Genomic DNA, 23,674 nt, shown 5'->3' on the forward strand with positions numbered 1-23,674 from the left:
AGCCTCCGGAACGGGGGCATCGCCGCAGTACGCCAACGGGCCCCCGCGGTTCATTACCCTATCGTTGCCCCGGGCCCCGGCAACGGGGCAATGCACGCTATGTCTTTGCTAAACAAATTGTTGAAAGCCTACAGGGTTTGGCTCGTAGCCTAAAAAAAGCCGGGCCCCTAGCTGATGGCGCACGCCGGGCCCAGCAGCGAGCAGGCCAGCACGCCCAGCAAAAACAGCCACCATGACCAGTGCGTGCCGGCCGGGGCCGGGGCGCTGGCTTCGGCACGGGCGGAATCGGCACGGGTGGCATCGGCACGGGCGGCAAGAAAGGCGCCGGGTGCGCCGGGAAAAGGAGCGAGGGTTTTCATAGCAGTAAGAAGAAAGGGTGAGGGCCTGGCGCCGTATTACCGGCGTCAGGCTGAAAAATGCCTGATAGCTAAGATTTTGGCTGGGGCCCCGTGTACGCCGACTGATCCGCCGGGGGCACGAATACCACCAGCACCAAGCCGCTGCTGAGGGGAACGGTGTAGTATTTCATAGCAGTGGAAAGGGCGTGGCAACTACCGCGGCGCCAAACGGCGGGCGGGCAAGCGGCATCAGTGGGAAGGGCGGGTGGCTGCCAGGTGGTTAGGCTGGCTATGCAAAGGTGTCGCCTAAAATAAATTCATACAATCACATATTAATGTGATTTAATGCAGCCGGGCATGGCCGCGCCGGCTGCTCTGGGGGCCCCGGCCGGCTACGCTAGGCCGTCGCGCAGGGCCCGGCTCACGGCTGCCGTGGCGGAGCGCACGTGCAGCTTCTCGTAGATTTTTTTGATGTGCGAGCGCACCGTGTCCAGGCTGATGGAGCACTTGTCGGCCAGCATCTTGTAGCTGTAGCCTTCCACCAGCAGGCCCAGTATTTCCAGCTCGCGGGGGCTGAGGTCGGAGGCCGGGCGGGGTGGGTGCGCCGGGGCCCCCGGCCGCGGAAACAGGCGCAGCACCTGCCGGGCCACCGCCGGCGTGAGGGGCGCGCCGCCGGCCCGCACCTCGGCAATGGCCTCCAGCAGCCGGGCGGGCGGGGTTTTCTTGAGCAAGTAGCCGTCAGCCCCGGCGCAAATAGCGTCAAACACCCGCTCGCTGTCGTCGAATACGGTGAGTATCACCACGCTGGTGGCCGGGGCGGCCGCTTTCACCAGCCGCAGCCCCTCAATGCCCGAGCAGCCGGGCATGTCGATGTCCATCAGTACCACGTCGGGCAGCAGGCGGCACGCGTCGGCCCCCGCCTGCGCACACGACTCAAACGCGCCCACCAGCACCAGCCCTGGGGCCCCGGCCAGAAACTGGCCCAGGCTGGCCCGCAGCCCCCCATTGTCCTCGTACAAAATCAGGCGGGTGGGGGACATGGGGCGGGGCTTAGCAATAAGTGAAAGTACGGCTAGTGGCGGCAGGCGGCAACCACATAAACGGGTGGTTTTTAGAGCGGCGTGAACGGCCCAACTCCCCGGTCTCCCTACACCGGCACGCTTAATTGCACAATGGTGCCCTGGCCGGGGGCCGAAGTGAGGGTGAGCACGGCGTGCAGGGCGGCGGCGCGGGCGCGCATGTTGGGCAGGCCGTTGCCGCTGCCCTGGGCGGGCGCGGCGGGCGCGAAGCCCACGCCGTCGTCGGCTACTACCAGCAGCAGGTGGCCGGGGGGGCAGGTGAGGGCCACGCGGGCGTGCTGGCAGTGGGCGTATTTGGCCAGGTTGTTCACAGCTTCCTTGAAGAGCAGGAAAAACTCGCGTCGGCGCTCCATGGGCAGGTGCAGGGCCCCCACGGCGGGCGCCACCTCGAAGGCCAGCGCAATGCCGCGGGCCTCCAGCAGCTCGGCGGCGAAGGCCCGCATCCGGGCTGTCACGTCGCCCAGGCCGTCGTGGGCGGGGTTGATGGTCCACACAATGTCGTCGAGGGCGTCGAGCATCTGGCGCGACGAATCCTGGATTTGGTGCAGCAGGCCGGCGGCCTGGGCCGGGCGCTGGCCCAGCTGGTGCTGGCGGGCCATTTCACTGAGCAGGGCAATGCTGCTCAGCGTCGAGCCCATGTCGTCGTGCAGGTCGCGGGCAATGCGGTGGCGCACCCGCTCCAGGGCCAGCAGCTGGCCCACGCGCAGGCGGTAGGCCAGCCAGGCAAGGACCCCCACGGCCCCCGCCGCCAGCGCCCGGAACCACCAAGTGCCGTACCAGGGCGGGGCCACCAGCAGCCGCAGGGCGGCCCCGGTGCCGGGCGGCGCGTCGGCTTCGCGCACCCGAAACGTGTACGGGCCGGGGTCGAGGTTGGTGTAGGTGGCTTCGCGCTGCAGGCCGGCGGGCACCCAGTCGGGGTCGAAGCCTTCGAGCTGATAAACAAGCCGCTGGCGGCCTGCGCCCCGCAAATCCAGCGCCGCAAAGCCGAGCGTAAACACGTAGTCCCGGGGCCCCAGGCGCAGCAGGCGGCGCTGGCCCACGGCCGTATCGGGCAGGGCCACGGGCTGGTTGAGGCGGCGCAGGCCCGTGAGCAGCACCGGTGGCGCGGGCGGTACCCGCAGCGCCGCGGGCCGGAAGCCCACCAGCCCGGCGGGGCCCCCAAAGTAGAGGGCGCCGCCGGGGCCCCGGCAGGCCGCGCCGGCGTTGTATTCCTGCTGGGGCAGGCCGTCGCGGGCGTCGAAGGCCGTGAGGCGGTCGGTGGCCAGATCGAGGCGGGCCAGGCCACGGTTGGTGCTCAGCCACACGGCGCGGGCGGCGGGGTCGGGCAGCAGGGCGTACACCACGTCGTTGGGCAGGCCCTGGGCTTCGCCAAACGACGTGAAGCGCCCGGTGGCGGGGTCGTCGAGCCGGCACAGGCCGCCGTCCTCGGTGCCCACCCACAGGTGGCCGGCGGCATCCAGGCACAGGGCCCGCACGAAGTTGCCGGGTAGGCTGCGCTCGTCGCGGGGGTTGGCTTTGAAGGCCGTGAAGCGGCCCGTGGCGGGGTCGTCGAGCCGGCACAGGCCGCCGCCGCCCGTGCCTACCCACAGGCGGCCGGCCCCGTCGCGCAGCACGCAGCGCACGAAGTTGTTGGGCAGGCCGCGCGGGTCGTCGGCCCGCTGGCGATAGGTGGTGAAGCGCCCGCTGCGCGCGTCGGCCAGTCGGCTCAGGCCGCCCTCGGTGCCCACCCACAGGGTCCCGTCCAGCGGGTCGCGGTAGAGGCAGCGCACGAAGTCGTCGGCCAGCGCGTCCGCCTCGCCCGCCGTGTGTCGGAAGTGCTGAAAGCCCAGGGCCCCCGGGGCGCGGTAGTCGAGCCCCTGGCGCTGGGTGCCGGCCCACAGGCCCCCGTCGGCGTCGGGCAGCACGCAGCGCACAAAGTCGTCGGCCAGGCTGGCGCGGACCCCTGGGTGGTGGCGCAGGCGCTCGGCCACGGCCCCGGTGCGCGGGTCGAGGCGAAGTAGGCCCTGGCGCTCGGTGCCCACCCACAGGCTCGTGGCGGCCGGGGCCACCGCCCACACCGGCCCCGTCGGCAGCAGCGCGAAGGGCGAAGGCCGCACGTCGAGCCGGAGCAGGCCCGCGCCGGTGCCCGCCCACAGCTGGCCGGCGCGGTCGGGCGCCAAAGCCAGCACTTCGCCGGCCAGCCGCAGCGAATCGGGCGCCAAGGCAGCCGGGGCAGCGGCGGTGGCTGGGGCAGCGGCGGTAGCTGGGGCAGCGGCGGGGCCCACACCGGCCGGTGGGGGCCCCACCGGCCAGTAGCGCAGCCCGGCGGCGGTGGCCACCCAGGCCCCGCCGCGGGCGTCGGCCCACAGGCTGCGCACGGCTGGCTGGCCGGGGCCGGGCCGCAGCAGCTCGGCGGCGGGGCGGCCGGGCCTCAGGTAGCGCAGGCCGCCGCCCTCGGTGCCGGCCCACAGGCCCCCACCGGGCGCGGCGGCCAGCGCGCTCAGCGGCGTGGGGCCGGCTGGGCCATAGCGCGGCTCGGGGCGCAGGGTGCCGGTGGCGGCATCGAAGCGGCAGAGCTGACCCTCGCCGGTGCCGGCCCACAGGGTGCCGGCCACGTCGCGGGCCAGGGCCCGCACCGAGTTGCGGCGGGCGGTACCGGCCGGGGCCCCAGCCGGGGCGTACCAGTAGCGGCGGAGGCGGCCGGTGGCGGGGGCGTAGTGCCAGAGGCCGTTTTCGGTGCCAATCCAGACGCCGCCCGCGGGGTCGGCGAGCAGGGCGTTCACGAAGTAGTGGGCCGCCGAATCGGAGGGCACGCGGCCGAAGCGCTCGGTGCGCGGGTCGTAGTAGCACACGCCGTCGCCGGTGCCCACCCACAGGCCGCCGCGGGCCACATCGGGGGCCAGGGCCCGCACGAAGTTACCGGCCAGAGCCCCCGGCCGCCGCGCATCGGCCCGAAACGTGCGGAAGGCGCGGCCGTCGTAGCGGCTTAGCCCGTCCTGGGTGCCGGCCCACAAAAACCCCTGCCGGTCCTGGGCCAGGCACTGCACTGTATTGTCCGCCAGGCCGTCGGCCGTGCTCAGCAGGGGCGCGGGGCCCTGGGCGCGCCCAGCCGTCGCCAGCGCTAGCAGCCCGGCCAGGGCCAGGGCCCTGGCCCGCCCGGCCCATTTCGTTGCAACGAACCCCCGAACCCGCATGGCACACCGCTGAAGTAAACGCCTGACCTAGAAGCCGCTGCCCAAGGCGGCGGCGGCCGCAAGGTAATCCGCAATTCTTGCTTCCGCGCTGCCCAATAAGCTGGGCTTTAGGGCATTTATCTCCGGCGCTGTAGAACGGAGTGGCACTCCGTTCGACGTTCGCCTGGAAACGGAGTACCACTCCGTTCTACACGTCTTCTATACAGGCTGTGCGCCAGTTGGAAAACTGCGCTGTGGGGCCCCGGCGGCTAGCTCGCGTTCTTCGGATAGTCGTAGAAGTAGAACTCGGCGTTGGCGCGGGCCACCTCTTCCCAATGGTCGGTGCTGAAGCGCAGGCAGACAACGGCCGCGGTGGGAAATTCGTTGAACGGGCTGGGCGAAAGGGCGTTGGCGGCGTCGGTGATGGTGGGGTTGTGGCCTACTAGCAGCGCCGATTCGGCCGCGTCGGGCAGGGCCCGGATGATGGCAACCAACGCGTCGGCATCGGCCCGGTAGATGGCGGGGTCGACGGTGATTTTCTCGTGCGCGAAACCCAGCTCGCAGGCTACCAGCACGGCCGTGCTCAGGGCCCGCACCGCCGAGGAGCTCACCAGCACGTCGGGCTTAATGCCGCGCTTGGCCAGGGCCTGGCCCATGCGCGGGGCGTCGTCGCGGCCCCGGTCGTTGAGCGGGCGCTCCTGGTCGGTCAGGTCGTCGAAGCTCCAGCTCGACTTGGCGTGGCGGAGGAGGTACAGCGTTTTCATGGCGCGAAGCTAGGCCGGCGGTATTAATCCAAGGTTTCCCCGGCCAGCACTTCCCGGATTTCAGCAAACAGCGGCCGTTCGCCCACCGCCGGCCGGGTGCAGCGGGCCTGTAAGTTCCACAGCGGTTGCAGGGCCGCGGCCGGGGCCCCGCAGCGGTCCAGCAATTCTTCGAGCAGGCAGCCGAAGGCGCGGACTTCTATGCGCTGTAAGGCCAGGGCCGTGGGGCTGTCGGGGGCAAAAAAGCAGGCCGCCCCAAAGTCGCCCAGCAGGCAGTCGCCGGTGCTGGTATTCAAAATGTTGTGGGCGTATAAGTCGCCGTGCAGCACGCCCTGCGCGTGCAGGTGCGCCGCCGCTGAAGCCACGCCGTGGGCCAGGTGCAACAGGGTCCCCAGCGCGAAGGCGATGCCGGGCGCGTACACGTCGCGGGTGCAGGTGGCCAGGCTGGGCGGCCCGGCCAGGTTGCCAAAGGCGGGATCAATCAGGGCCATAACCAGGCCCTGGGCCCCGGCCGGGTGGTCAACGATTTGGCCGTGCACCTCGATGAGGTGGGGGTGGGCCCCGGCGCTGATGCAGGCGGCCATCTCGCTGTGAGGCAGGCCGTCACTGGTCACCGCCCCCTTGAAGAGCTTCACCGCTACGTCGGCCACCGGGGCCCCCAGCGGGTGCCAGCGGGCCCGGTAAATGATGCCCGACGCGCCCTCGCCCAACTGCTTCTCCAGCCCCAGGCTGTGCCACTCGATGCCCACAATGGGGTGTCGGGCTAGCGCGGCGGCCTCGGCCTCGGCGCAAAACGGGTTGCCGGCGTAGGCCAGCCAGGCCAGCCGGGGCAGGCCCAGCAGCCAGGCCGGCAGCGCCTCGAAGCGGTTGGCGGCGATGCGCAACAGCTCGAGCCGGGTGCAGGCGGCCAGCGCGTCGGGCAGGTGCGTGAGGCGGTTGCCGGCCAGCATCAGCTTTTGCAGCTGCTGGCATTGGCCCAGCTCGGGCGGTAGGCTCTCGAGCTGGTTATCCGTCAGAATAAGCCAGCGCAGCGCCGGCGAGAGGGCCCCCGCGGGCAGCGTCCGAATCTGGTTGGCCTTGAAGCCCACCATACTCAGCTGCGGGCACTGCCCGAGCACGGCCGGTACTTCGGTAAACAGGTTATCGGAGCAAAACAGCACCCGTAGCCGGTGCAGCCGCCCAAAATCGGCGGGCAGGGCCGCGAGCCGGTTGCCCGACAGGTTGAGGACTTCGAGCGTGTCGGCCAGGTCGAAAATCTCGGGCGGGAATTCCGTCAGGTCCGCCGCCAGGTCGAGGCGGGTGGCGCCGGCCAGCTGCCCGGCGCGGAGTTGGGCAAGGGTGTGCATGGCGCAAAGGTCGGGCGCAATTGGTGCGGGCGCACGGGTGGGCAACGCATGGGTAATTGCGGCACAAAATGTTTTGGTAAATAGGTGTTTAGGAAATCCAGACCTATTTTTGAAAAGTGCGGAACGGCACTTAAATTAGGGTGTTCTTGAAAAATTCTAAGCTTTGAAGTTGGGTAAAACTTGCGCAACGTTTGCGGCATGGCCGCTGCGTAGCTCCCGATGAACATCATTTTATAGCTACCTACCTGTTTTTTCACGCGGCCGGTTGTTTGCCTAAAAAGGAGGCGAGGCGGGTTGTTTTCAGCGACGCGATATGAGTATTGTCTATTTTGATTCGACGATGCCCGAGCCCCAGGTTCGCCAGAAGCTCTACGAGGGCAGCCTGTTTGTGTACTCGCCCCGCCCGAGCGTGCAGGCCTTGTGCGACTTTGCCCGCGCCCTCACCGAGGAGGCGTTTGGCCACATACACCCCACGCTGGCCCAGCACCACCTGGCCCCCAGCGAATACGCCCAGATTCTGAACCAGCTGAAACCCAGGTTTATCAACCACCCGCACTCGAAGCAGCTCATCCAGAACATTCTGCGCGAGATGGGCTTCGACCTGGACAAAACCTACTTCGACGTGCCCCGGATGCGCACCGCCACCAGCCACGGCTACCTCACTACGGGCATCGCCTACTCCTTCGACCCGCACCGCGACACGTGGTTTTCGGCCCCGATGAACCAGCTGAACTGGTGGATTCCGATGTACGACATCGAGGCCGACAATTGCCTCACGTTTTACCCCAGCTATTGGGACCAGCCGGTGCGCAACGAATCGGACGGCTACGACTGCCGCGACTGGTACGCCGAGAGCCGCCGCCTCCAGGTCGGGGGCCTCCCGGACGAGCGCAAGCGCCCGCGCCCGCTCGACGCCGTGGACCACGTCCACGAACTGCGGCTGGTGGGCCAGGTGGGGGGCCTCATCCTGTTTTCGGGGGCCCACTTGCACGGCACCGTGCCCAACACCACCAACGCCACCCGGTTCAGCATGGATTTCCGCACCGTGCACCTCGACGACGTGGCCGCCCATACCGCCGCCCCCAACGTGGACAGCCACTGCACGGGCACACTGCTGGGCGATTTCCTGCACCCTGTTACCCTGGCCCCCGTGCCCGGCGAGCTGGTTGCCCGCTACGAGTCCGGCACGCCGGTGCAAGCCGAAAGAACGCCCTCCGTGCGCCCTAAAGCCGGGGTCCCGGCTCAATAATCCGCGCCCTTGTTAAGCCAAAAAACCCGCCGTGCCTGGTTGCGCACGGCGGGTTTTTTATTTGGGAAAAATGGGCCCCCAGACCTAGCTGACGCTGTGGAACAAACGGCTCCAGCGGATTTTGTGGAGGAAATCGGCGTAGGGGTCCACCGACAGCCACACGAGCACGGCCTTGCCCACCACGAGGTCTTCGGGCACGAAGCCCCAGAAGCGCGAGTCGAGCGAGTTGTGGCGGTTGTCGCCCATCATGAAGTAGTAGTTCTGCTTGAACGTGTAGCTGGTCAGCGGCTTGCCGTTTTGCAAAATGGTGAGGTCGTGGCCGGTGGCGCGCAGGGCGATGCCCGCGTTGTGCTCGTAGCGGAGGATGAGCTTGTAGTACACGGCCGCGTTTTGGGGCGTGAGCTGCACGGTTTGGCCCTTCTTGGGTACCGCCAGGGGCCCGTAGTTGTCCTGGTTCCAGTGGCGCAGGCCGGGCGTGGCGGGCGCTACTTCGGTGGCCGGGTAGTCGGGGTTGTCGGGGAAGAGCGCGGGGCCCCAGGGCGCGGGCTGGCCGGCGGGCTCCACCTCGGCCACCACGCCGCGCACGTAGGGCTGGGCCCGGAAAAACGCCGCCGCCGTGGGCGTGCAGTCCACCTCGTAGCCGGGGCCGTAGCGGGCGTTGTTTTGCAGCGCGGGCTTGCCCTCGTTGTCGTAAATCAGCTGATCGGCGGCCGTCAGGTGGTAGTCCGTCACGCGCTGGGCGCGGAAGTCGCGCTGCACATCGTCGTTGTTCTCGGTGGTCTGGATGAAGTACTTATGCTCCAGCGCGCCCTGGCTGGGGGCCACCTGGCCGTTCACCAGTAGCTGGCCGTTGCGCAGCTCAAACTGGTCGCCGGCCACGGCCACGCAGCGCTTCACGTAGTTGTCGCGCAAGTCGGCCGGGTACTGCGCCTCAAACGGCACGTGAAACACCACCACGTCGTTGCGCTTAATTTCCGAGAAGCCCGGGAAGCGGTAGGTGGGCAGCTGGATGAGGTCGGAGTAGCTTTTGAGGTGAAACAGCGGGTCCGTCTGGTGCGTGAGGGGTACTTGCAGCGGCGTTTGGGGCGTGATGGGGCCGTAGTGCAACTTGCTCACCACCAGGTATTCGCCCACCAGCAGCGTGCCTTCCATGCTGGGTGAGGGAATGACGTAGGCCTCGGCCGTCGACCAGCGGAAAAGGCTGGCCACCACCACGGCAAACAGCAGCGAATCGGCCCACTCGCGGGCGGTACTCTTGGGCGGGGCGGGGGCCCCGCTGGGCTTCTTTTTGAAAAATGCCATGCGGACGAAGGGGTTAGGGGCAAACGGAACGCCCAAGGTATCGGAATATTTCGTCCGTCCGCTATTTGAGTTTAGTCGGTTTCGGGGCTGGTGCATTCAGTGTTGTAGAACGGAGTGGCACTCCGCTTGGCATTCGCACGGAAACGGAGTGCCACTCCGTTCTATAATGCCGTCCATGACTGCTCCAGGGGCCCCACAAAAAAGCCTGCCGCCCATGGTTATCAAACCAAAAGCGGCAGGTTTGCAATCCGGGTGGAGGCCCGTTAACCGCTTAGAATGCGGTATCCTTGTCTTTGATGCGCTTGTAGAGGTAGAAAACGCCGGCGGCCAGCAGCACGCCGCTCAGCAGCCGGTGGCGTGCGGTGAAGCCTTTGGCCACGTCGGCGCCGGTTCTGTCGCCACCGAAAATGGAAGATGCCATATCGCCCAGCGTGCTGCCCGGCTTGGCGCTGCTGTTGCCGCCGAAAAGGGAAGATACGATGCCGCCCAGCGTGCCGCCCGGCGTGTTGTTGTTATCGCTCATCAGTGAAAAAGATTTAAGGGTATGACGGGCATTTTACGCGGGACGTACGGCTGGTGTTGCCCGCCGCCGCCGGGCGGGTCATACATTCGCGGCGGGCCCCTGCCGGGGCCAAGTATCACTTTTTCCACTCCATGATGCACTTACTCACGATGCGCGCCTGGCTGGCCCCGGCCGTGGCCGGCCTGCTGCTGGCCGGCTGCCAGGGCAAAACCACCACCGCGGACACCGCCGCCGCCGGGGCCCCCGCGGCCGAAGCGGCTCCCACCGATACGGCCAGCGTGCCCACGCCGAACGACGGCATCACGCCCGCGCTGCTGGCCCGGCACATCAAGGTGCTGGCCTCGGATGAATACCAGGGCCGGCGGCCGTTCACGGCGGGCGAGGACAAGGCTACCGCCTACCTGGCGGCCGAGTTCAAGAAGCTGGGGCTGAAGCCCGGGGGCCCCGACGGCACCTACTTCCAGCCGGTACCGCTGGTGGAAATTGCCGGCCGCCCCGACTCGGTAGCCACCGTGACCGGCAACGGCAAAAGCCTGGCCCTCAAGTACCGCACCGATTTCATGTTCCTGACCGAGCACGAGCAGCCCACGGTGGAGATTAAGGATTCGCCGCTGGTATTTGCGGGCTACGGCGTGACGGCCCCCGAGTATAAGTGGGACGATTACGCGGGCCTCGACGTGAAGGGCAAGACGGTGGTGGTGCTCATCAATGACCCCGGCAACGCGGGCAACGACACTACTATGTTCCAGGGCAAGGCCATGACGTACTACGGCCGCTGGGGCTATAAGTACGAGGAGGCGGCCCGCCACGGCGCCACCGGCCTGCTCATCATCCACGACACGAAACCCGCCTCCTACCCCTGGACGGTGGTGCAGAGCAGCAACGGCGGCGCCAAGCTGCACCCCACCACGCCCGACCACGGCGCCAGCAAAGTGGCCCTCGAAGGCTGGATGACGTTGGACGCCGCCAAGCGCATCTTCGCCGCCGCCGGCCAGAACTACGACGCGCTCTACGCCGCCGCCAACACGCGCGGCTTCAAGGGCAAAGCGCTGGGCCTGAGCCTGACGACCACGCTGCACAACAAAATCATCTACAAAACCTCGAAGAACGTGGTGGCCGTGCTGCCCGGCACCACCCGGCCGAAGGAGTACATCATTTACTCGGCGCATTGGGACCACCTGGGCATCGGCCCGGCCGTGAAGGGCGACTCGATTTACAACGGGGCCCTGGACAACGCCAGCGGCTGCGCCGGCCTGCTGGCCATTGCCACCGCCTTCGAGCAAGCCAAGGAAAAGCCGCAGCGCAGCATCGTGTTTCTGGCCGTAACGGGCGAGGAGCAGGGCCTCCTGGGCTCCGATTATTACGCCCAGCACCCGCTGTTTCCGGTGGCTAACACGGTGGCCGACATCAACATGGACGAGCTGCTGGCCTTCGGGCCCATGCGCGACCTCACCATCACCGGCTACGGGCAGTCGGACCTGGACGACTACGCCCGCGCCGCCGCCAAGGAGCAAAACCGCTACGTCATCCCGTACCAGCACCCCGAAACCGGCAGCTTCTACCGCTCCGACCATTTCAGCTTCGCCAAGGTGGGCATCCCGGCGCTCTACGCCAGCGGCTCGTTTGAGAGCCGCCTGCACGGCAAAGCCTTCGCCGAAAAGGAGCGCGAAGACTTCGAGGCCAACAATTACCACCAGCCCTCCGACCAGTACAATCCCGCCTGGGACCTGCGCGGCGCCGCCCAGGACGCCCGCTTGCTGTTCCGCATCGGCCAGAAGCTGGCCTCGGAAACCACCTTCCCGCAGTGGAAGCCCAGCTCCGAATTCCGGGCCGTGCGGCTGAAAAGCCGGCCGCGGTAAGCGGTTCGTCAGGCTTGTTCCTGATAGTAGAAAAAAGGACGCCAGATGAGCATGACCGTCTTTATTGGGGTCCTCTCAGGAAACGGAAAATACAGCACGTTAAGAAGCTGTGGGATTTGATTAAATCCCTTTTTGGCGGTCATGCTGAGCGCAGTCGAAGCATAACCGTTTTATTAACTGATGTTACGTAGTGGCCGTTCCTGGCACGAGTTGCGCTGCGCTAAACGCGCGCCAGGAACGGGCTAAGCGCCCTTTCTCCACTTCGCTGTTACCCACCACGCTTACCGATGAAATTTCTTAGTACTGCTGTCGGCTTACTCCTTTGCGCAACTGCTTTCGGGCAAGACATCCGGTCCTACGTAGCGACGAATACGGTGCCGGTCGCCACGCTGGATGTCACGTCGGACGACTACGGGGATTTAGCGGCCGTTGGCCAGGCAATCGGCGAGGCCCGGGTCGTCATGCTGGGCGAGCAGGACCACGGTGACGGCCCGACGTTTCAGGCCAAAACGCGCCTGATAAAGTACCTGCACGAGCGCAAAGGCTTTACCGTGCTGGCCTTTGAGAGTGACTTCTACGGCTTGACTACGGGCTGGGACAAGCTGGCCAAGCAACCGGATTCCATCCGGCACTTTTTGCAACGGAATATTTTTCCTATCTGGACGGGTAGTGCGGATTGTCGCTACCTGTTTGAGCAGTACATCCCGCAAAGCTTTCAAACCGCAAACCCGCTCAACGTTAGTGGCTTCGATTCGCAGCTTTATCTTATGTATAGCTACTTACATCTAAGAAAAGATTTAGACAGCTATTTGGTTAGCCAGGGTATCGCCAACAAGTTTCCCTCCCCGAGCGACTACCAACAGTTTCTAGAGGCGGTGCAAGGTCTGATTGCCGAGCCGCGTACGCCCGGAACATTTCGCTCCGGTATGCGCAAGGCCCTGGAAAAGGGCCTGCAACTGGTTAGCCAAGCTCAACTCGCCGCCCACGACGCCTCTGGTTGGCCGTGCGTGGTAGCTAGCCTGCAATCTTACATCGTGAGGAGTTACCCGCTGTTGGCCCGGGATAAGGCGATGGCCGACAACCTGAAGTTCTTGGTGACTACGCAGTACAAGGACGCTAAAGTCGTTGTCTGGGCCGCCAATGCCCATATTATGAGGTATGCTGACCAGCAACCAGGCAAAGGCTGGGCCTTTGACTTGGTAATACGTCATAAAATGGGCTCGAATTTCGTGCAAGACCCGCAGTGGGCCAGGCAAACGTACGTGCTGGGCTTTGCGTCTTACCAGGGCACCGCCGGCCGGCTGGGCACGGCTCCATACCCGGTGCAGGTGCCCGACAAGAATGGCCTGGAAACCTGGATACCGGCGAGCATGGCTTATGGCTTCCTTGATTTTACCCCGTACAATAAGCAATTTAACTACCCAACGACTCCCTTCTTGATGAAAAGTCCTGGTCATTCCATGCCTCCGGCACCCATTCCTCCTATTGCGTGGAATTTGGTGTACGATGGCCTTTTCTTTATCCGCGAGATGCAGGCGACGAAAAAATGGGATTAGGTTTCGGCGCGCCGGTTCGCCCCTGGCCCGGCGACCGTTTGAGCAGCAAGCGGCCACGCCAACCAAGTTGACTGATTGAGTTTGCCCCAAGCTTCCGTGCCGATGCTTTAACGTGCTATTTTTTTCGTTTTCTGAGAGGCCCCCTATTGATTCAAATAGCCACTAAAAAAGCCCTGGGCGGCGACCATTTGCACGGTCGCCGCCCAGGGCTTTTTTAGTGGCTAAACGCCGGGCCGGTAATTAGGGTGGCGCCTGGGGGCCCCGGCCTACTCCGCCTCGTATTCCCCGTATTCGCCCGCCGCCAGGTGCGGGTAGCGCTGCTGGTGCAGGGCCGCCACGCGCTGGCCCAGCAGCTGGCGCAGCTCGTCGAGGTTTTCCTTGGTTTGGGCCGAAACGAACACTACCGGGTCGTGCAGCTTGGCCATGTAGGTGGCCTGGAGCTGGGCCAGGGGCGGGCGGGCGGCGGTTTCGCGCTCGGCTTCGGCAGCCTCGGCGGCGAAGTCGTCGGCCAGAATTTCGTCGGGCCGGTACTGGTCTATCTTGTTAAACACCAGCAGTATCGGCTTGTCGGCGGCCCCAATTTCCAGCAGCGTATCGTTCACCACCTGGATTTGCTCCTCGAAGTTGGGGTGCGAAATATCCACTACGTGCAGCAGCAGGTCGGCCTCCCGAATCTCGTCCAGGGTGCTTTTAAAGCTCTCAATGAGCTTGGTGGGCAGCTTGCGGATGAAGCCCACGGTGTCGGAGAGCAGGAACGGCGTTTGGTTGAGCACGACCTTGCGAGTGGTAGCGTCGACGGTGGCGAAGAGCTTGTTTTCGGCGAACACCTCGGCCTTGCCCAGCGCGTTCATCAGCGTGCTTTTGCCCACGTTGGTGTAGCCTACCAGCGACACGCGAATGAGGCCCTGGCGGTCTTTGCGCCGGGTGGTGGCCTGCTTGTCCAGGGTTTCGAGCTTCTCCTTGAGGAAGGCAATCCGGTCGCGCACGATGCGGCGGTCGGTTTCGATTTCCGTCTCGCCGGGGCCCTTCATGCCCACGCCGCCGCGCTGCTTGTCCAAGTGCGTCCAGAGGCCGGTGAGGCGGGGCAGTAGGTACTGGTACTGAGCGAGTTCGACCTGTGTTCGGGCCGTGGCCGACTTCGCCCGCAGGGCAAAAATGTCCAGAATCAGCAGCGATCTATCCACGATTTTCACCTTCAGCTCGGCCTCCAGGTTGCGCAGCTGCGAAGGCGAGAGGTCGTCGTCGAATACCACCATGCTGGTGCTGTTGTGCTTCACGTAGGCCTTGATTTCGGCCAGCTTGCCCTCGCCTACGTAGCTGCGGATGTCGGGCTTTTCGAGGCGCTGCACGAAGCGCTGGGTGGCGGTGGCCCCGGCGGTTTCGATCAGGAAGGCCAGCTCGTCCATGTACTCGGTGGTCTGGGCCTCGGTTTGGCGGCGCGGGGGCACGCTCACCATCACAGCGGTTTCGTGCTCGGCGGCCGTGGCATGCACGCGGCTTTTGCCCGTGCCGGCCGAGGTGTGGGCCTGGGTGGTGTCGGTGTTGAAGTTGCGGGTGCTGCCGGTATTGCGGCTGTTCGAGTTCGGTTTATTGGCCATATTGGAAAGGCGTTGGGCGCGGCCCACAGGGGGCCCGGTACGGCGGGGGCCCCGGCGGGGCCGCCACGAAAAATGAATCTACGGCCGCCGCCGCGCAATGGCCGAACCGGAGCCCCGGGGCCCTACTTCAGCGTCTGCGAATACGCCACCACCTGGGCAACCTGGGCGGCGCTGAGCTTAGTTTTGAAGGCTGGCATCTTGCCCAGGCCGTTAGTGACCAGGTAGGTGCGCCCGAAGGCATTGAGGTTGCTTTTGGTCAGGTCGTGGGCCCCGTTCAGGCCCAGCTTGCCGTTGGCGCCGTGGCAGCGGGCGCAGTTCTGCTGGAACAAGGCCTGGCCCGGCGGCACGGGTGGCGCGGCCCGCAGCACGGCCGGGGCCCCCAACAAAACGGGTAGTAGCAAACGAAACATCATACGGCCATAACAAAGATTACGGCCACAAAGGTCGGCGCGGCGGCATGCTTCTGCCGATCTTTGCCTCATTAGTGAATGAGCGAAGGAGTGAATGAGTGAAGTGGGAGTCTCCTAACTCATTCACTCCCTCGCTCCTTCGCTCCTTCGCTCCTTCACTGATTGTCCCGAATGCGCGTCGCCATCGTCCTCAACACCAGCTGGAACATCTGGAATTTCCGCGCCGGCCTCGTCCGGGCCCTGCAAGCCGCCGGCCACGAGGTGCTGGCCATTGCCCCGCCCGACGACTACTCCGCGCGCCTCGAAACCGAGCTGGGCTGCCGCTTCGTGCCGATTTTGATGGAAAACAAGGGCACTAACCCCGCCAAAGACGCCCAGCTCACGCGCCGCTTTTACAAGATTTATAAGCGAGAAAAACCCGACGTGGTGCTGCACTACACCATCAAGCCCAACATCTACGGCACGCTGGCGGCGCGGCTGGCGGGCGTGCCCAGCATCAATAACGTCAGTGGGTTGGGCACGGTGTTCCTCATCCGCAACGTGGTGAGCCGCGTGGCGCTGGGCCTGTACCGGGTGGCGTTCCGGTTTCCGCGCCGGGTATTTTTCCAGAACGCCGACGACCGCGAGCTTTTCATTGCGCACGGCCTGGTGCGGGCCGAAATTGCCGGCCTGCTGCCCGGTTCGGGCGTCGACACGGCCCGGTTCCGGCCGGCTGCCGCGTTCATGCGCAACGAGCCGTTCGTGTTTTTGATGGTGGCGCGGGTGCTCTACGAAAAGGGCATCCAGGAATATTTTGAGGCGGCCAAAATCGTGCGGCAGGCCGCGCCCGGCACGCGGGTGCAGCTGCTGGGGGCCCTGGATGAGGCCGGCGGCGTGGGCGTGGCCCGGGCCGTGTTTGAGAGCTGGCTCGAAGCCGGCGACATCGAGTACCTGGGCCGCTCCGACGACGTGGCCGGCTACCTGCACCGCGCCGACTGCGTGGTGCTGCCCAGCTACCGCGAAGGCACGCCCAAAACCCTGCTCGAAGCGGCGGCCTGCGGCAAACCCTTGGTAACCACCGATGTGCCCGGCTGCCGCGACACCGTGCAGGACGGCCAAAACGGCTACCTCTGCCAGGTACGCTCGGGCCCCGACCTGGCCGCCAAAATGCTGCAAGTGCTGCACCTGGGGGCCCCAGCATTGCAGCAGATGGGCCATGCCAGCCGCGCCCTGGCCGAAACCCGGTTCGACGAAAAGCTGGTGCTGGACCAGTACCTGGCGGCCGTGGCCGCCGTGCCAGGGCCCAAAAAATAATCTGTCTTCTAAGTGCTATTCTATAGTTTTGCTGCCCTATGCAAGTCAAAAAATACGCCATTGCCGGCCCCATCGAGTTCACTCCCCGCTTGTTTGGCGACCCGCGTGGGGTGTTTTACGAAACCTTCAGCGCCCGCCTGATGCAGGAGGCCGGCCTGCCCGCGGGCCTCGACTGGGTGCAGGACAACCAGAGCAAGTCGCAGCCGGGCGTGTTGCGGGGCCTGCATTTCCAGCGGCCGCCGCACGCGCAGGCCAAGCTGGTGCGCGTAGCCCAGGGCCGCGCCCTGGATGTGGTGGTGGACATCCGCCGCGGTTCGCCCACCTACGGCCAGCACGTGGCCGTGGAGCTGAGCGCCGCGCTGGGCAACATTTTTTACGTGCCCGTTGGCTTCGCCCACGGCTTCGTGGCCCTGGAGGAAGACACGCTGTTCCTCTACAAGTGCTCCGATTATTACGCGCCGCCCGCCGAAGGCGGCCTGTTCTGGAATGACCCGGCGCTGGGCATCGACTGGAACGTGGAAAACCCCACGATTTCCCCCAAAGATGCTATTCTGCCTGCACTGGCCGATTTGGACAGCCCGTTTTAGGGCCCCCAGGGGCTTTTGTCTGAGGGTTCTAAAGCGGGTTTTATAAAGGGACTTCGCTGCGCGCTGCATGACATTCAATATTAGCCGGGGCCCTAATTATCAATACGCCACGTCGTCGCCCAGGAAATCCAGGCTGGGCATGCCGATGGGGGCCCCGGGGGGCGTGTCCACGCTGGGGTTGGGCACGAACTTGTTGGGGTCATCCTCAAACCGGCGGATTTGGGCCAGGCCGAAGAGCAGGCTGGCTTTGTGGCGGGGCGGGGCGGCGGCCAGGTGGGCGCTCATCCACTGCTTGAGGTTGGTAATTTCGAGCAGGCTCTCGCCGCGCACGCTCTCGGCGGCGTCGGGGGCGGCGGCGAGTTGCAGCAACGATTTCAGGGTGAGGTTATTGACCAGCACTTGTAGCTCGCCTTGGTAGCCGGCGGGCAGGGGCGCTTTCCAGGTTTGGGCCAGCATTTTATCCACCACGGGCATAAAGCCGGGCTGCCGGGCGTCGCGGGCGTGGTACTCCACGAGGCGGGCGGCCCGCTCGGGGTTCAGCACCGAGGCGATGGTGAGGCCCGCGGCCGTTTCGGCGGCGGCGATGGGGTCGAAGGTGGGCCCGGTGTGGCCGCTGAAGGTTTCCAGGCTGCCCGGGAAGCCCGAGGGCCGGGGCGGAATCTGCTTAATCAGGGCCTCGGGTAGGGCCAGGGCGGCGGGCGTCACGGTGGCCATCAGCGCGTCGAAGGCCCGCCACTGTTCAGCCGGCGCCACCATCCGCGTAATCACCTGGCCGTCGCCCTTCACGGCGTGGGTGAAGTAGAGGCCGCCCAGCGACTTAGCCGCGGCCTCCACCTGGTAGCGGTGCAGCAAGTACATGGGTACCAGCACTTCCTCCAGCGTGGCCATGGGGGCCCCGGCCGGAATGGCGTTGGTGGAGAAGCCGTCGAGCACGTGGCGGCGCACGGTCATCAGCGTGTTCAGCTGGGTTACGGCGTTGGTGCCGTCGTCCCACTGGTTGGCGGTGGGGTGCACATAGCCGCCGATGTCGGGGATGAAAATGTGGCCCTGGGCCAGCGTTTCCTTCAGGATTTTTTCCAGCCCGGCCGCCTCGTCGGTACCCTTCGGGAAGTCCTGGTAGCCCCAGAGAATGGCGCGCTTGTCCCAGCTGCCGATGCCCGTGGCGTAGGCCTGCGACACGTCCACGGTGCCGTCGGGCCGCAGCGAGAAGCGCGGAAACGGGTAGTCCATCACCGAGCCCCGCTCCTTGGTGCTGGAGGTGAAGTTGTGGTAGAGGCCCAGCGTGTGGCCAATTTCGTGGGCCGAAAGCTGGCGCACGCGGGCCAGGGCCATTTCGGCCATGGCGGTGGGCACCGGCTGGCCGGGCTTGTAGGGCTGGAGCAGGCCCTCGGCCAGCAGGTAGTCCTGGCGGTGGCGGTCGGAGCCGAGCGTGACCACGCCCTTGATGATTTCGCCGGTGCGCGGGTCGATGTACGACGAGCCGTAGGAAAACGCGCGCGGGTTGCCGGCGCGGTCCACCCAGTTCACCACGTTGTAGCGGATGTCCATCGGGTCGGCGCCTTCGGGCAGCTCCTTCACGATGAAGGCGTTGCGGTAGCCAGCGGCCTCAAACGCCTGGTTCCACCAGCTGCCGCCCTCGATGAGGGCGCGCTTGATGTCGGGCGGGGCCCCCCGGTCGATGTAGTAGGTGATGGGCGTCACCGGGTCGCTGAGGGCGGCGGTGGGGTCTTGCTTGGCCAGGCGGTGCCGCCGGGAGTAGCGCCGCACCAGCGGCTCGCTCATGGGGGCCGAAAAATCCTGGTACGCAAACTGGTTGAGGCCCGAGCGCGGGTCGAACCGCCGGGGCTGGTAGCCGGCCTCGGGTAGGGCCACAAACGACTGGTGCATCCGCACGGTCACGGCGTTGGGGTCGGGGGCGAGGCCGGGGCCCCCGTCGCCGAAGCCGCCGCCCGTCCCGCTGGCCCCCCCCACGAAGGTGATGATGGCCTCGAACTCGGTGTTCCGGGGGAAGTTGCGGGTATTATCGGGGTACACCGCCGAGCGGGTTTCGTCGAGGTGAAACGGCGTGGGGGCCCCGGCCGCACCGGCGCCCGCCCGCAGCCCGGCGAAGTTGCGGCGGCCCAGCTGGTCGGCCAGCTTCTGGCTGTCGCGCACCAAAAAGGGCGTCAAATCCACTAGCACCTTACTGCCCTCGATGGCCACCGGCGCGAAGCCCCAGATGATGGACTTGGCGAAGGCGCTTTCCACGGCCCGCTGCTGGTCGGGCCCCGGCGCCGAGGCTCGGAAGCTAAGGTTGGGCTCCAGCAAAAACACCTTGCCCCCGGTGCGCACGAACTTGGCCACCGCCGCCGCGGCCGTGCCCCGCTCGGGCCCCCCCTGGCCCACCCCGTCGGTGAGGGAGCTGAAGTAGAGAAACTCCTGGTCGAAGTGCTCCAGCTCCAGGTACACTTTGCCGGTTTTATCGTCGTAGTAATACGGGAAGTAGCCCTCGGTTTTTTTCAGGCCCTTGGTCACTGCATCGAGCGTGGCAGCGGGCTGGCCAGCGGGGCGGGCGCTGGCCGCGGGGGCCCCCGCGGAGGCATTCTTGTTAGCGCGTTGCGCCGTGGCCAGGCCACTGGTGGCCAGCAGGGCAGCCAGGAGTAAAGAAGGGTGCTTCATGCAGAAGGGGGGAGGAGTGGCCCCGGCACGCGGGCCGGCAATATGGGCCCCAAGCCGCCCACTGCCCGCAAAATCGGCATTAAAAACCAAAAAAATACCATTTCTCCCGGCCCAGCGGCGCGGTCCTGGAAACGCTGCCCGCAGCTACAGCAGCTCCACCAGGGTTTCGAGGGCCATGCCGCGGCTGCCCTTCACCAGCACTTGCCGGCCGCTGAGGGGCGCGGCGGCCAGCCAGGCGGCGGCGTCGGCCTTGGTGGCGAAGTGGCGGGCCTCGGGGCCCAGGGCCGGCCGGGCGGCGGCCAGCAGGGGCCCCACCAGCACGATTTCGGTCAGCGCCAGGCCAGCCAGCAGCTCGCCCAAAGCGCGGTGCTCGGCGGCGGCCTCGGAGCCCAGCTCGAACATGTCGCCGAGGATGACCAGCTTGCGCTGGCCGGCCGCGGCGGGGCGTTGGGCGAAGCTGCGCAACGCGGCGGCCATGCTGCTGGGATTGGCGTTGTAGGCGTCGAGCACCAGCTCGTTGCCGCGGGCGGTGCGCAGCAGCTGCGAGCGGTTGTTCTGGGGGTTGTAGGCGGCCAGGGCGGCGGCCACGGCCTCGGGCGGTACGCCGAAAAACTGGCCCACGGCGGCAGCGGCGGCCAGGTTGGGAAAGTTGTAGTCGCCGGTGAGCTGCACCGCCACGTCGGGCCCCTGGGGCCCCAGGCGCAGGGCCAGGGCGGGGTCGGCGGCGAGCAGAGTGGCGGGGAAGTCGTCGGCGGGCCCCGGGTAGGTGCGGCGCTGGGGCACGGCGGCGGCGCGGGCCACCACCTGCGCGTCGAGCGTGTTCACGAAGGCCAGGCCGCCGGTATCGCGCAGGAAATCAAACAGCTCGCCTTTGCCCAGGGCCACGCCCTCGGCCCCGCCGAAGCCTTCGAGGTGGGCCTTGCCGATGTTGGTGAGCAGGCCGTGGGTGGGGCGCGCCCACTGGCAGTAGGCCGCGATTTCGCCCCGGTGGTTGGCGCCCATCTCCACCACGGCAAAGTCGTGCTCGTCTAGCCGCAGGCGCAGTAGGGTGAGGGGCACGCCGATGTGGTTGTTGAAGTTGCCGAGCGTGGCCAGCACCCGGAACCGCTTGGCCAGCACGGCGGTGAGCAGCTCCTTGGTCGTGGTTTTGCCATTCGAGCCCGATATGGCCAGCACGGGCCCCCCGAACTGCTGGCGGTGGTGCGCGGCCAGGGCTTGCAGGGCCCCCAGCGGGTCGGGGGCGAAAAAGTAGTGGGCGGCGTCCTGGGCGGCCAGCGCGGCGTCGTCCACCACGGCCAGTTGGGCCCCCTTGGCCACGGCCTGGGGCGCGAAGTCGGCGCCGCGGAAGCTGGGGCCGTTCAGGGCAAAAAACAGGGTGCCCGGCTGGGGCTGGCGCGAATCGGTGCTGACCTGGCCGTGGGCGGCCAGGTAGTGCGCGTAGAGGGCGGGAAGGTCGAAGGCGGGCATGGGGCAAGCGGCGGCGGCCAAACCCGGCCGCAACGCCGGGGCAAATTAAGCCGCGAACTTTGTGCACTGCCCGCTTCTTACGTAAGCGCAACTGTACGTTGGGCCCCTGGCCGCTGGGGGCGGGCCCCGTTTCCATCAGGTTCTTAATCGTTTGCTTGTGCTGCGCCGCTATGCCTTTCTGTTGTTGATGCTGCTGCTGGGGGCCCCGGTGGCCCGGGCCCAAACCGCCACCTTTGGCGGGTTTGAGTACCGGGCGGCGGGGGCCGTGGTGGAGGGCGCCGATACGCTGCGGCAGGCCTGGGCCGGCGGCTTCAACACGCCCCAGTTCAGCAGCATCGACCTGGACGGCGACGGCCGCAACGACCTCTTCGCCTTCGACCGCCAAACCAACCGCTGCTACACGTTCCTGAACGCGGCGCAGCCGGGCGGCCGCCGCGGCTGGCAGTACGCGCCCGACTACGAGGCCCTGTTTCCGCCGGACCTGGCGGGCTGGGCCCTGCTGCGCGACTACGACTGCGACGGCCGCCCCGACCTGTTCAGCTACGTGAACGGGGGTGACATCCGGGTGCACCGCAACATGGCCGGGGCCGGCGGGCGGCCCAGCTTTCAGCTCACCACCAGCCAACTGCGCTTTTCGGGGGCCGGTGTGGGCACCAGCAACCTCACCATTGGCGGCTACAACATGCCGTCCATTGCCGACGTGAACGGCGACGGCAAGCTCGACATTCTCAGCTACGACTTCGTGAGCGCCACCATTATCGAGCTGTACCTGAACACCAGCCCCGACGCCTGCGGGGCGGGCCTGACCTATAAAATCGACACTAACTACTGGGCCCAGCTGCAAGCGTGCAGCGGCTGCGCTGCTTACCAGCTGCCGGGCCTGGCCTGCCGGGGCGGCTTGGCGGCGGCCAAACCCGCCCACACCGGCGGCCACAACCTGCTGGTACTCGACGTGAATGGCGACGGCGTGTACGACGTGCTCGACGGCCGCGACAACTGCCCCGAGCTGGTGGCGCTGCTCAACCAGGGCACCAACCAGCTGGCCAAGCTCACGGCCAGCAGCATCCGCACCGATTTCCCGTCGGCGGCCAACCCCGTGCGCCTGCCGGTGTTCCCGGCGGGCTACTTGATTGACACCGATTTTGACGGCATCAACGACCTGGTGGTGGCCTCCAATACGCTGGATAACAGCCAGGATAACGTGAGCCAGCGCGACAACGTGCGCCTCTACCGCAACGCGGCCGCCACCGGGGCCCCGGCGTTCGGCTACCAGCCCCGCGGCTTCCTCACCAACGACGCGGTGGACGTGAGCGAGGCGGCGGTCCCCACCTTCGGCGACCTCGACGGCGACGGCCTGCTGGACCTGCTCATCGGCAGCAACGCCGACCGCGTGGATGGCCAGTACCGCGCCAGCCTGACGTACTACCGCAACGTGGGCACGGCCGCCAAACCCGTGTTCAGCCTCGTCTCGCGCGACTACCTGGGCCTGGCCGCCAAGGGCAGTGCGGCCGCCCCGTTCCTCGCCCTCAAGCCCGCACTGGTGGACCTGAACCGCGACGGGGCCCTGGACCTGGCCTACGCCGCCAACTACCAGGGCGTCAACCGCATTTACTACATCCTGAACACGGCCGCCGCAGGCCGCCCGGCGGTATTCGACCCCGCCACGGCCAACTACTTCAAGCCCCAGGGTGCGGCGGGCAGCGGCGTGCTCCCGTCGTTTATGGGCGACATGCCATGCTTCACCGACGTGGACGGCGACGGCTACGTGGACTTGCTCATCGGCACTGATGATTATACCGAGCCCGGCCAGTCGCTGCGCTACTTCCGCAATCAGGGCCCCGGCGTGGCGCTCGAAAACGCCTTTGTACTGGTAAATAACGACCTCGGCCAAATCCGCGACGCGGCAGGGGCCCGGCCTTATCACCTCAGCCCCACCGTGGCCGATTTCGACGGCGACGGCCGGTCCGACCTCGTGACGGCCGACAACACCGGTGCCGTCCGCTTCTTCAGCAACTACCGCGCGCTGCTGGCCGGCCCCGCCGCGCCCCGTACCAACCTGTTTTGGAACGCCCTGCTGAGCCAGTACGAAGGCAACCGCCTGGGCCAAAGCGCGCTGGTGCGCTACGGCCTGGCCGCGGCCGACGTGAACGCCGACGGCGTGCCCGAGCTGTTCATCGGCACCGAAACCGGCGGCCTCAGCAGCTACGCCGTGCGCCGCGGCACGCCCACGCCCACCCGCCCCGCGGCGGCTGCGGCCTTGGGCCTGGCCCTGTACCCCAACCCCGCCCGCACCCAAGCCACCGCCGAAACTGCCCAGCCCACCCGCGTCTCGGTGCTCGACGCCACCGGCCGCGTAGTTAGGGCCCCCGACGCCCTGGCCCGCCAGCACGACCTAACCCTTGGCGGCCTGGCCCCCGGCCTCTACCTGGTCCGCGCCGAAGCCGCCGACGGCACCGCCGCCACGCAGCGCCTGGCCGTGCAGTAAGGGGAAGCGGT

17 protein-coding genes are annotated in these 23,674 nt (G+C 66.8%); 6 read left to right on the forward strand and 11 right to left on the reverse strand.

Features of this window, described 5'->3' with window-relative positions; genetic code table 11:
* Positions 1–167: 167 nt before the first annotated feature.
* From DDQ68_RS23540 to DDQ68_RS17615, 5 genes are all read right to left on the reverse strand, one after another.
* The gene (locus tag DDQ68_RS23540) at positions 168–359 is read right to left on the reverse strand and encodes a hypothetical protein (RefSeq protein ID WP_162550212.1); all 192 of its coding nucleotides are present in this window, start codon (positions 357–359) and stop codon (positions 168–170) included.
* A gap of 371 nt (positions 360–730) precedes the next feature.
* Positions 731–1,378: a response regulator gene (locus DDQ68_RS17600; RefSeq protein ID WP_109657474.1), complete on the reverse strand. Its 648-nt coding sequence runs from the start codon at positions 1,376–1,378 to the stop codon at positions 731–733.
* 107 nt (positions 1,379–1,485) lie between these two features.
* Positions 1,486–4,590 carry a sensor histidine kinase gene (locus DDQ68_RS17605; protein ID WP_109657475.1) on the reverse strand — a complete coding sequence of 1,035 codons (3,105 nt, stop codon included), beginning with the start codon at positions 4,588–4,590 and terminating at the stop codon, positions 1,486–1,488.
* Between the two features lie 248 nt (positions 4,591–4,838).
* Positions 4,839–5,333, reverse strand: a complete 495-nt coding sequence (locus tag DDQ68_RS17610; RefSeq protein WP_109657476.1) for a SixA phosphatase family protein — start codon at positions 5,331–5,333, stop codon at positions 4,839–4,841.
* Positions 5,334–5,356: 23 nt separating this feature from the next.
* Positions 5,357–6,676 (reverse strand): leucine-rich repeat-containing protein kinase family protein, encoded by a 1,320-nt coding sequence (locus tag DDQ68_RS17615; protein ID WP_109657477.1) that lies wholly within the window; start codon positions 6,674–6,676, stop codon positions 5,357–5,359.
* A gap of 313 nt (positions 6,677–6,989) precedes the next feature.
* On the opposite strand from DDQ68_RS17615, the gene DDQ68_RS17620 reads away from it, so the two are divergent.
* Entirely contained in the window at positions 6,990–7,925 is a 936-nt protein-coding gene (locus DDQ68_RS17620) for a phytanoyl-CoA dioxygenase family protein (RefSeq protein ID WP_109657478.1), read from the forward strand.
* Between the two features lie 84 nt (positions 7,926–8,009).
* Here the strand turns inward: DDQ68_RS17620 and lepB are convergent, their stop codons facing one another.
* Both lepB and DDQ68_RS17630 read right to left on the reverse strand, forming a co-directional pair.
* Positions 8,010–9,227 carry a signal peptidase I gene (gene lepB, locus DDQ68_RS17625; protein ID WP_109657479.1) on the reverse strand — a complete coding sequence of 406 codons (1,218 nt, stop codon included), beginning with the start codon at positions 9,225–9,227 and terminating at the stop codon, positions 8,010–8,012.
* A 271-nt stretch (positions 9,228–9,498) separates the two neighbouring features.
* Complete coding sequence (locus DDQ68_RS17630) at positions 9,499–9,750, reverse strand: hypothetical protein (RefSeq protein WP_109657480.1); 252 nt, start codon at positions 9,748–9,750, stop codon at positions 9,499–9,501.
* Positions 9,751–9,881: 131 nt separating this feature from the next.
* On the opposite strand from DDQ68_RS17630, the gene DDQ68_RS17640 reads away from it, so the two are divergent.
* Positions 9,882–11,609 carry a M28 family metallopeptidase gene (locus DDQ68_RS17640; RefSeq protein WP_162550213.1) on the forward strand — a complete coding sequence of 576 codons (1,728 nt, stop codon included), beginning with the start codon at positions 9,882–9,884 and terminating at the stop codon, positions 11,607–11,609.
* A gap of 287 nt (positions 11,610–11,896) precedes the next feature.
* Positions 11,897–13,165, forward strand: a complete 1,269-nt coding sequence (locus DDQ68_RS17645; RefSeq protein ID WP_109657482.1) for an erythromycin esterase family protein — start codon at positions 11,897–11,899, stop codon at positions 13,163–13,165.
* Positions 13,166–13,431: 266 nt separating this feature from the next.
* On the opposite strand, the gene hflX is transcribed toward DDQ68_RS17645, so the two are convergent.
* Positions 13,432–14,622 carry a GTPase HflX gene (gene hflX / locus DDQ68_RS17650; RefSeq protein WP_245897451.1) on the reverse strand — a complete coding sequence of 397 codons (1,191 nt, stop codon included), beginning with the start codon at positions 14,620–14,622 and terminating at the stop codon, positions 13,432–13,434.
* A 263-nt stretch (positions 14,623–14,885) separates the two neighbouring features.
* Positions 14,886–15,176 (reverse strand): c-type cytochrome, encoded by a 291-nt coding sequence (locus DDQ68_RS17655; protein WP_162550214.1) that lies wholly within the window; start codon positions 15,174–15,176, stop codon positions 14,886–14,888.
* A gap of 168 nt (positions 15,177–15,344) precedes the next feature.
* Between DDQ68_RS17655 and DDQ68_RS17660 the strand changes: the two genes are divergently transcribed.
* Together DDQ68_RS17660 and rfbC are read left to right on the forward strand one after the other, a co-directional pair.
* On the forward strand, positions 15,345–16,466 hold the full coding sequence (locus DDQ68_RS17660; protein WP_109657485.1) for a glycosyltransferase family 4 protein: 1,122 nt from the start codon (positions 15,345–15,347) through the stop codon (positions 16,464–16,466).
* A 38-nt stretch (positions 16,467–16,504) separates the two neighbouring features.
* Positions 16,505–17,053 (forward strand): dTDP-4-dehydrorhamnose 3,5-epimerase, encoded by a 549-nt coding sequence (gene rfbC, locus DDQ68_RS17665; protein WP_109657486.1) that lies wholly within the window; start codon positions 16,505–16,507, stop codon positions 17,051–17,053.
* A 99-nt stretch (positions 17,054–17,152) separates the two neighbouring features.
* On the opposite strand, the gene DDQ68_RS17670 is transcribed toward rfbC, so the two are convergent.
* Positions 17,153–19,711 (reverse strand): zinc-dependent metalloprotease, encoded by a 2,559-nt coding sequence (locus DDQ68_RS17670; RefSeq protein WP_109657487.1) that lies wholly within the window; start codon positions 19,709–19,711, stop codon positions 17,153–17,155.
* A 144-nt stretch (positions 19,712–19,855) separates the two neighbouring features.
* The gene (locus DDQ68_RS17675) at positions 19,856–21,178 is read right to left on the reverse strand and encodes a UDP-N-acetylmuramoyl-tripeptide--D-alanyl-D-alanine ligase (RefSeq protein WP_109658493.1); all 1,323 of its coding nucleotides are present in this window, start codon (positions 21,176–21,178) and stop codon (positions 19,856–19,858) included.
* Positions 21,179–21,335: 157 nt separating this feature from the next.
* Here DDQ68_RS17675 and DDQ68_RS17680 point away from each other — a divergent pair, with 157 nt between their 5' ends.
* A complete protein-coding gene (locus DDQ68_RS17680; RefSeq protein WP_109657488.1) occupies positions 21,336–23,663 on the forward strand; it encodes a T9SS type A sorting domain-containing protein in 2,328 nt (775 codons plus the stop codon).
* Positions 23,664–23,674 lie beyond the last annotated feature (11 nt).

The sequence above is a fragment of the Hymenobacter nivis genome (assembly GCF_003149515.1).
Lineage (GTDB): Bacteria > Bacteroidota > Bacteroidia > Cytophagales > Hymenobacteraceae > Hymenobacter > Hymenobacter nivis.

Coding starts and splice junctions, on each gene's coding strand:
- hflX (WP_245897451.1), bottom strand. CDS start 14,622: ATGGTGAGCGTGCCCCCGCGCCGCCAAACCGAGGCCCAGACCACCGAG.
- DDQ68_RS17600 (WP_109657474.1), bottom strand. CDS start 1,378: ATGTCCCCCACCCGCCTGATTTTGTACGAGGACAATGGGGGGCTGCGG.
- DDQ68_RS17630 (WP_109657480.1), bottom strand. CDS start 9,750: ATGAGCGATAACAACAACACGCCGGGCGGCACGCTGGGCGGCATCGTA.
- DDQ68_RS17620 (WP_109657478.1), top strand. CDS start 6,990: ATGAGTATTGTCTATTTTGATTCGACGATGCCCGAGCCCCAGGTTCGC.
- DDQ68_RS17660 (WP_109657485.1), top strand. CDS start 15,345: ATGCGCGTCGCCATCGTCCTCAACACCAGCTGGAACATCTGGAATTTC.
- DDQ68_RS17645 (WP_109657482.1), top strand. CDS start 11,897: ATGAAATTTCTTAGTACTGCTGTCGGCTTACTCCTTTGCGCAACTGCT.
- DDQ68_RS17605 (WP_109657475.1), bottom strand. CDS start 4,590: ATGCGGGTTCGGGGGTTCGTTGCAACGAAATGGGCCGGGCGGGCCAGG.
- DDQ68_RS17615 (WP_109657477.1), bottom strand. CDS start 6,676: ATGCACACCCTTGCCCAACTCCGCGCCGGGCAGCTGGCCGGCGCCACC.
- DDQ68_RS17640 (WP_162550213.1), top strand. CDS start 9,882: ATGATGCACTTACTCACGATGCGCGCCTGGCTGGCCCCGGCCGTGGCC.
- DDQ68_RS17610 (WP_109657476.1), bottom strand. CDS start 5,333: ATGAAAACGCTGTACCTCCTCCGCCACGCCAAGTCGAGCTGGAGCTTC.
- rfbC (WP_109657486.1), top strand. CDS start 16,505: ATGCAAGTCAAAAAATACGCCATTGCCGGCCCCATCGAGTTCACTCCC.
- DDQ68_RS17675 (WP_109658493.1), bottom strand. CDS start 21,178: ATGCCCGCCTTCGACCTTCCCGCCCTCTACGCGCACTACCTGGCCGCC.
- DDQ68_RS17655 (WP_162550214.1), bottom strand. CDS start 15,176: ATGATGTTTCGTTTGCTACTACCCGTTTTGTTGGGGGCCCCGGCCGTG.
- DDQ68_RS23540 (WP_162550212.1), bottom strand. CDS start 359: ATGAAAACCCTCGCTCCTTTTCCCGGCGCACCCGGCGCCTTTCTTGCC.
- DDQ68_RS17670 (WP_109657487.1), bottom strand. CDS start 19,711: ATGAAGCACCCTTCTTTACTCCTGGCTGCCCTGCTGGCCACCAGTGGC.
- lepB (WP_109657479.1), bottom strand. CDS start 9,227: ATGGCATTTTTCAAAAAGAAGCCCAGCGGGGCCCCCGCCCCGCCCAAG.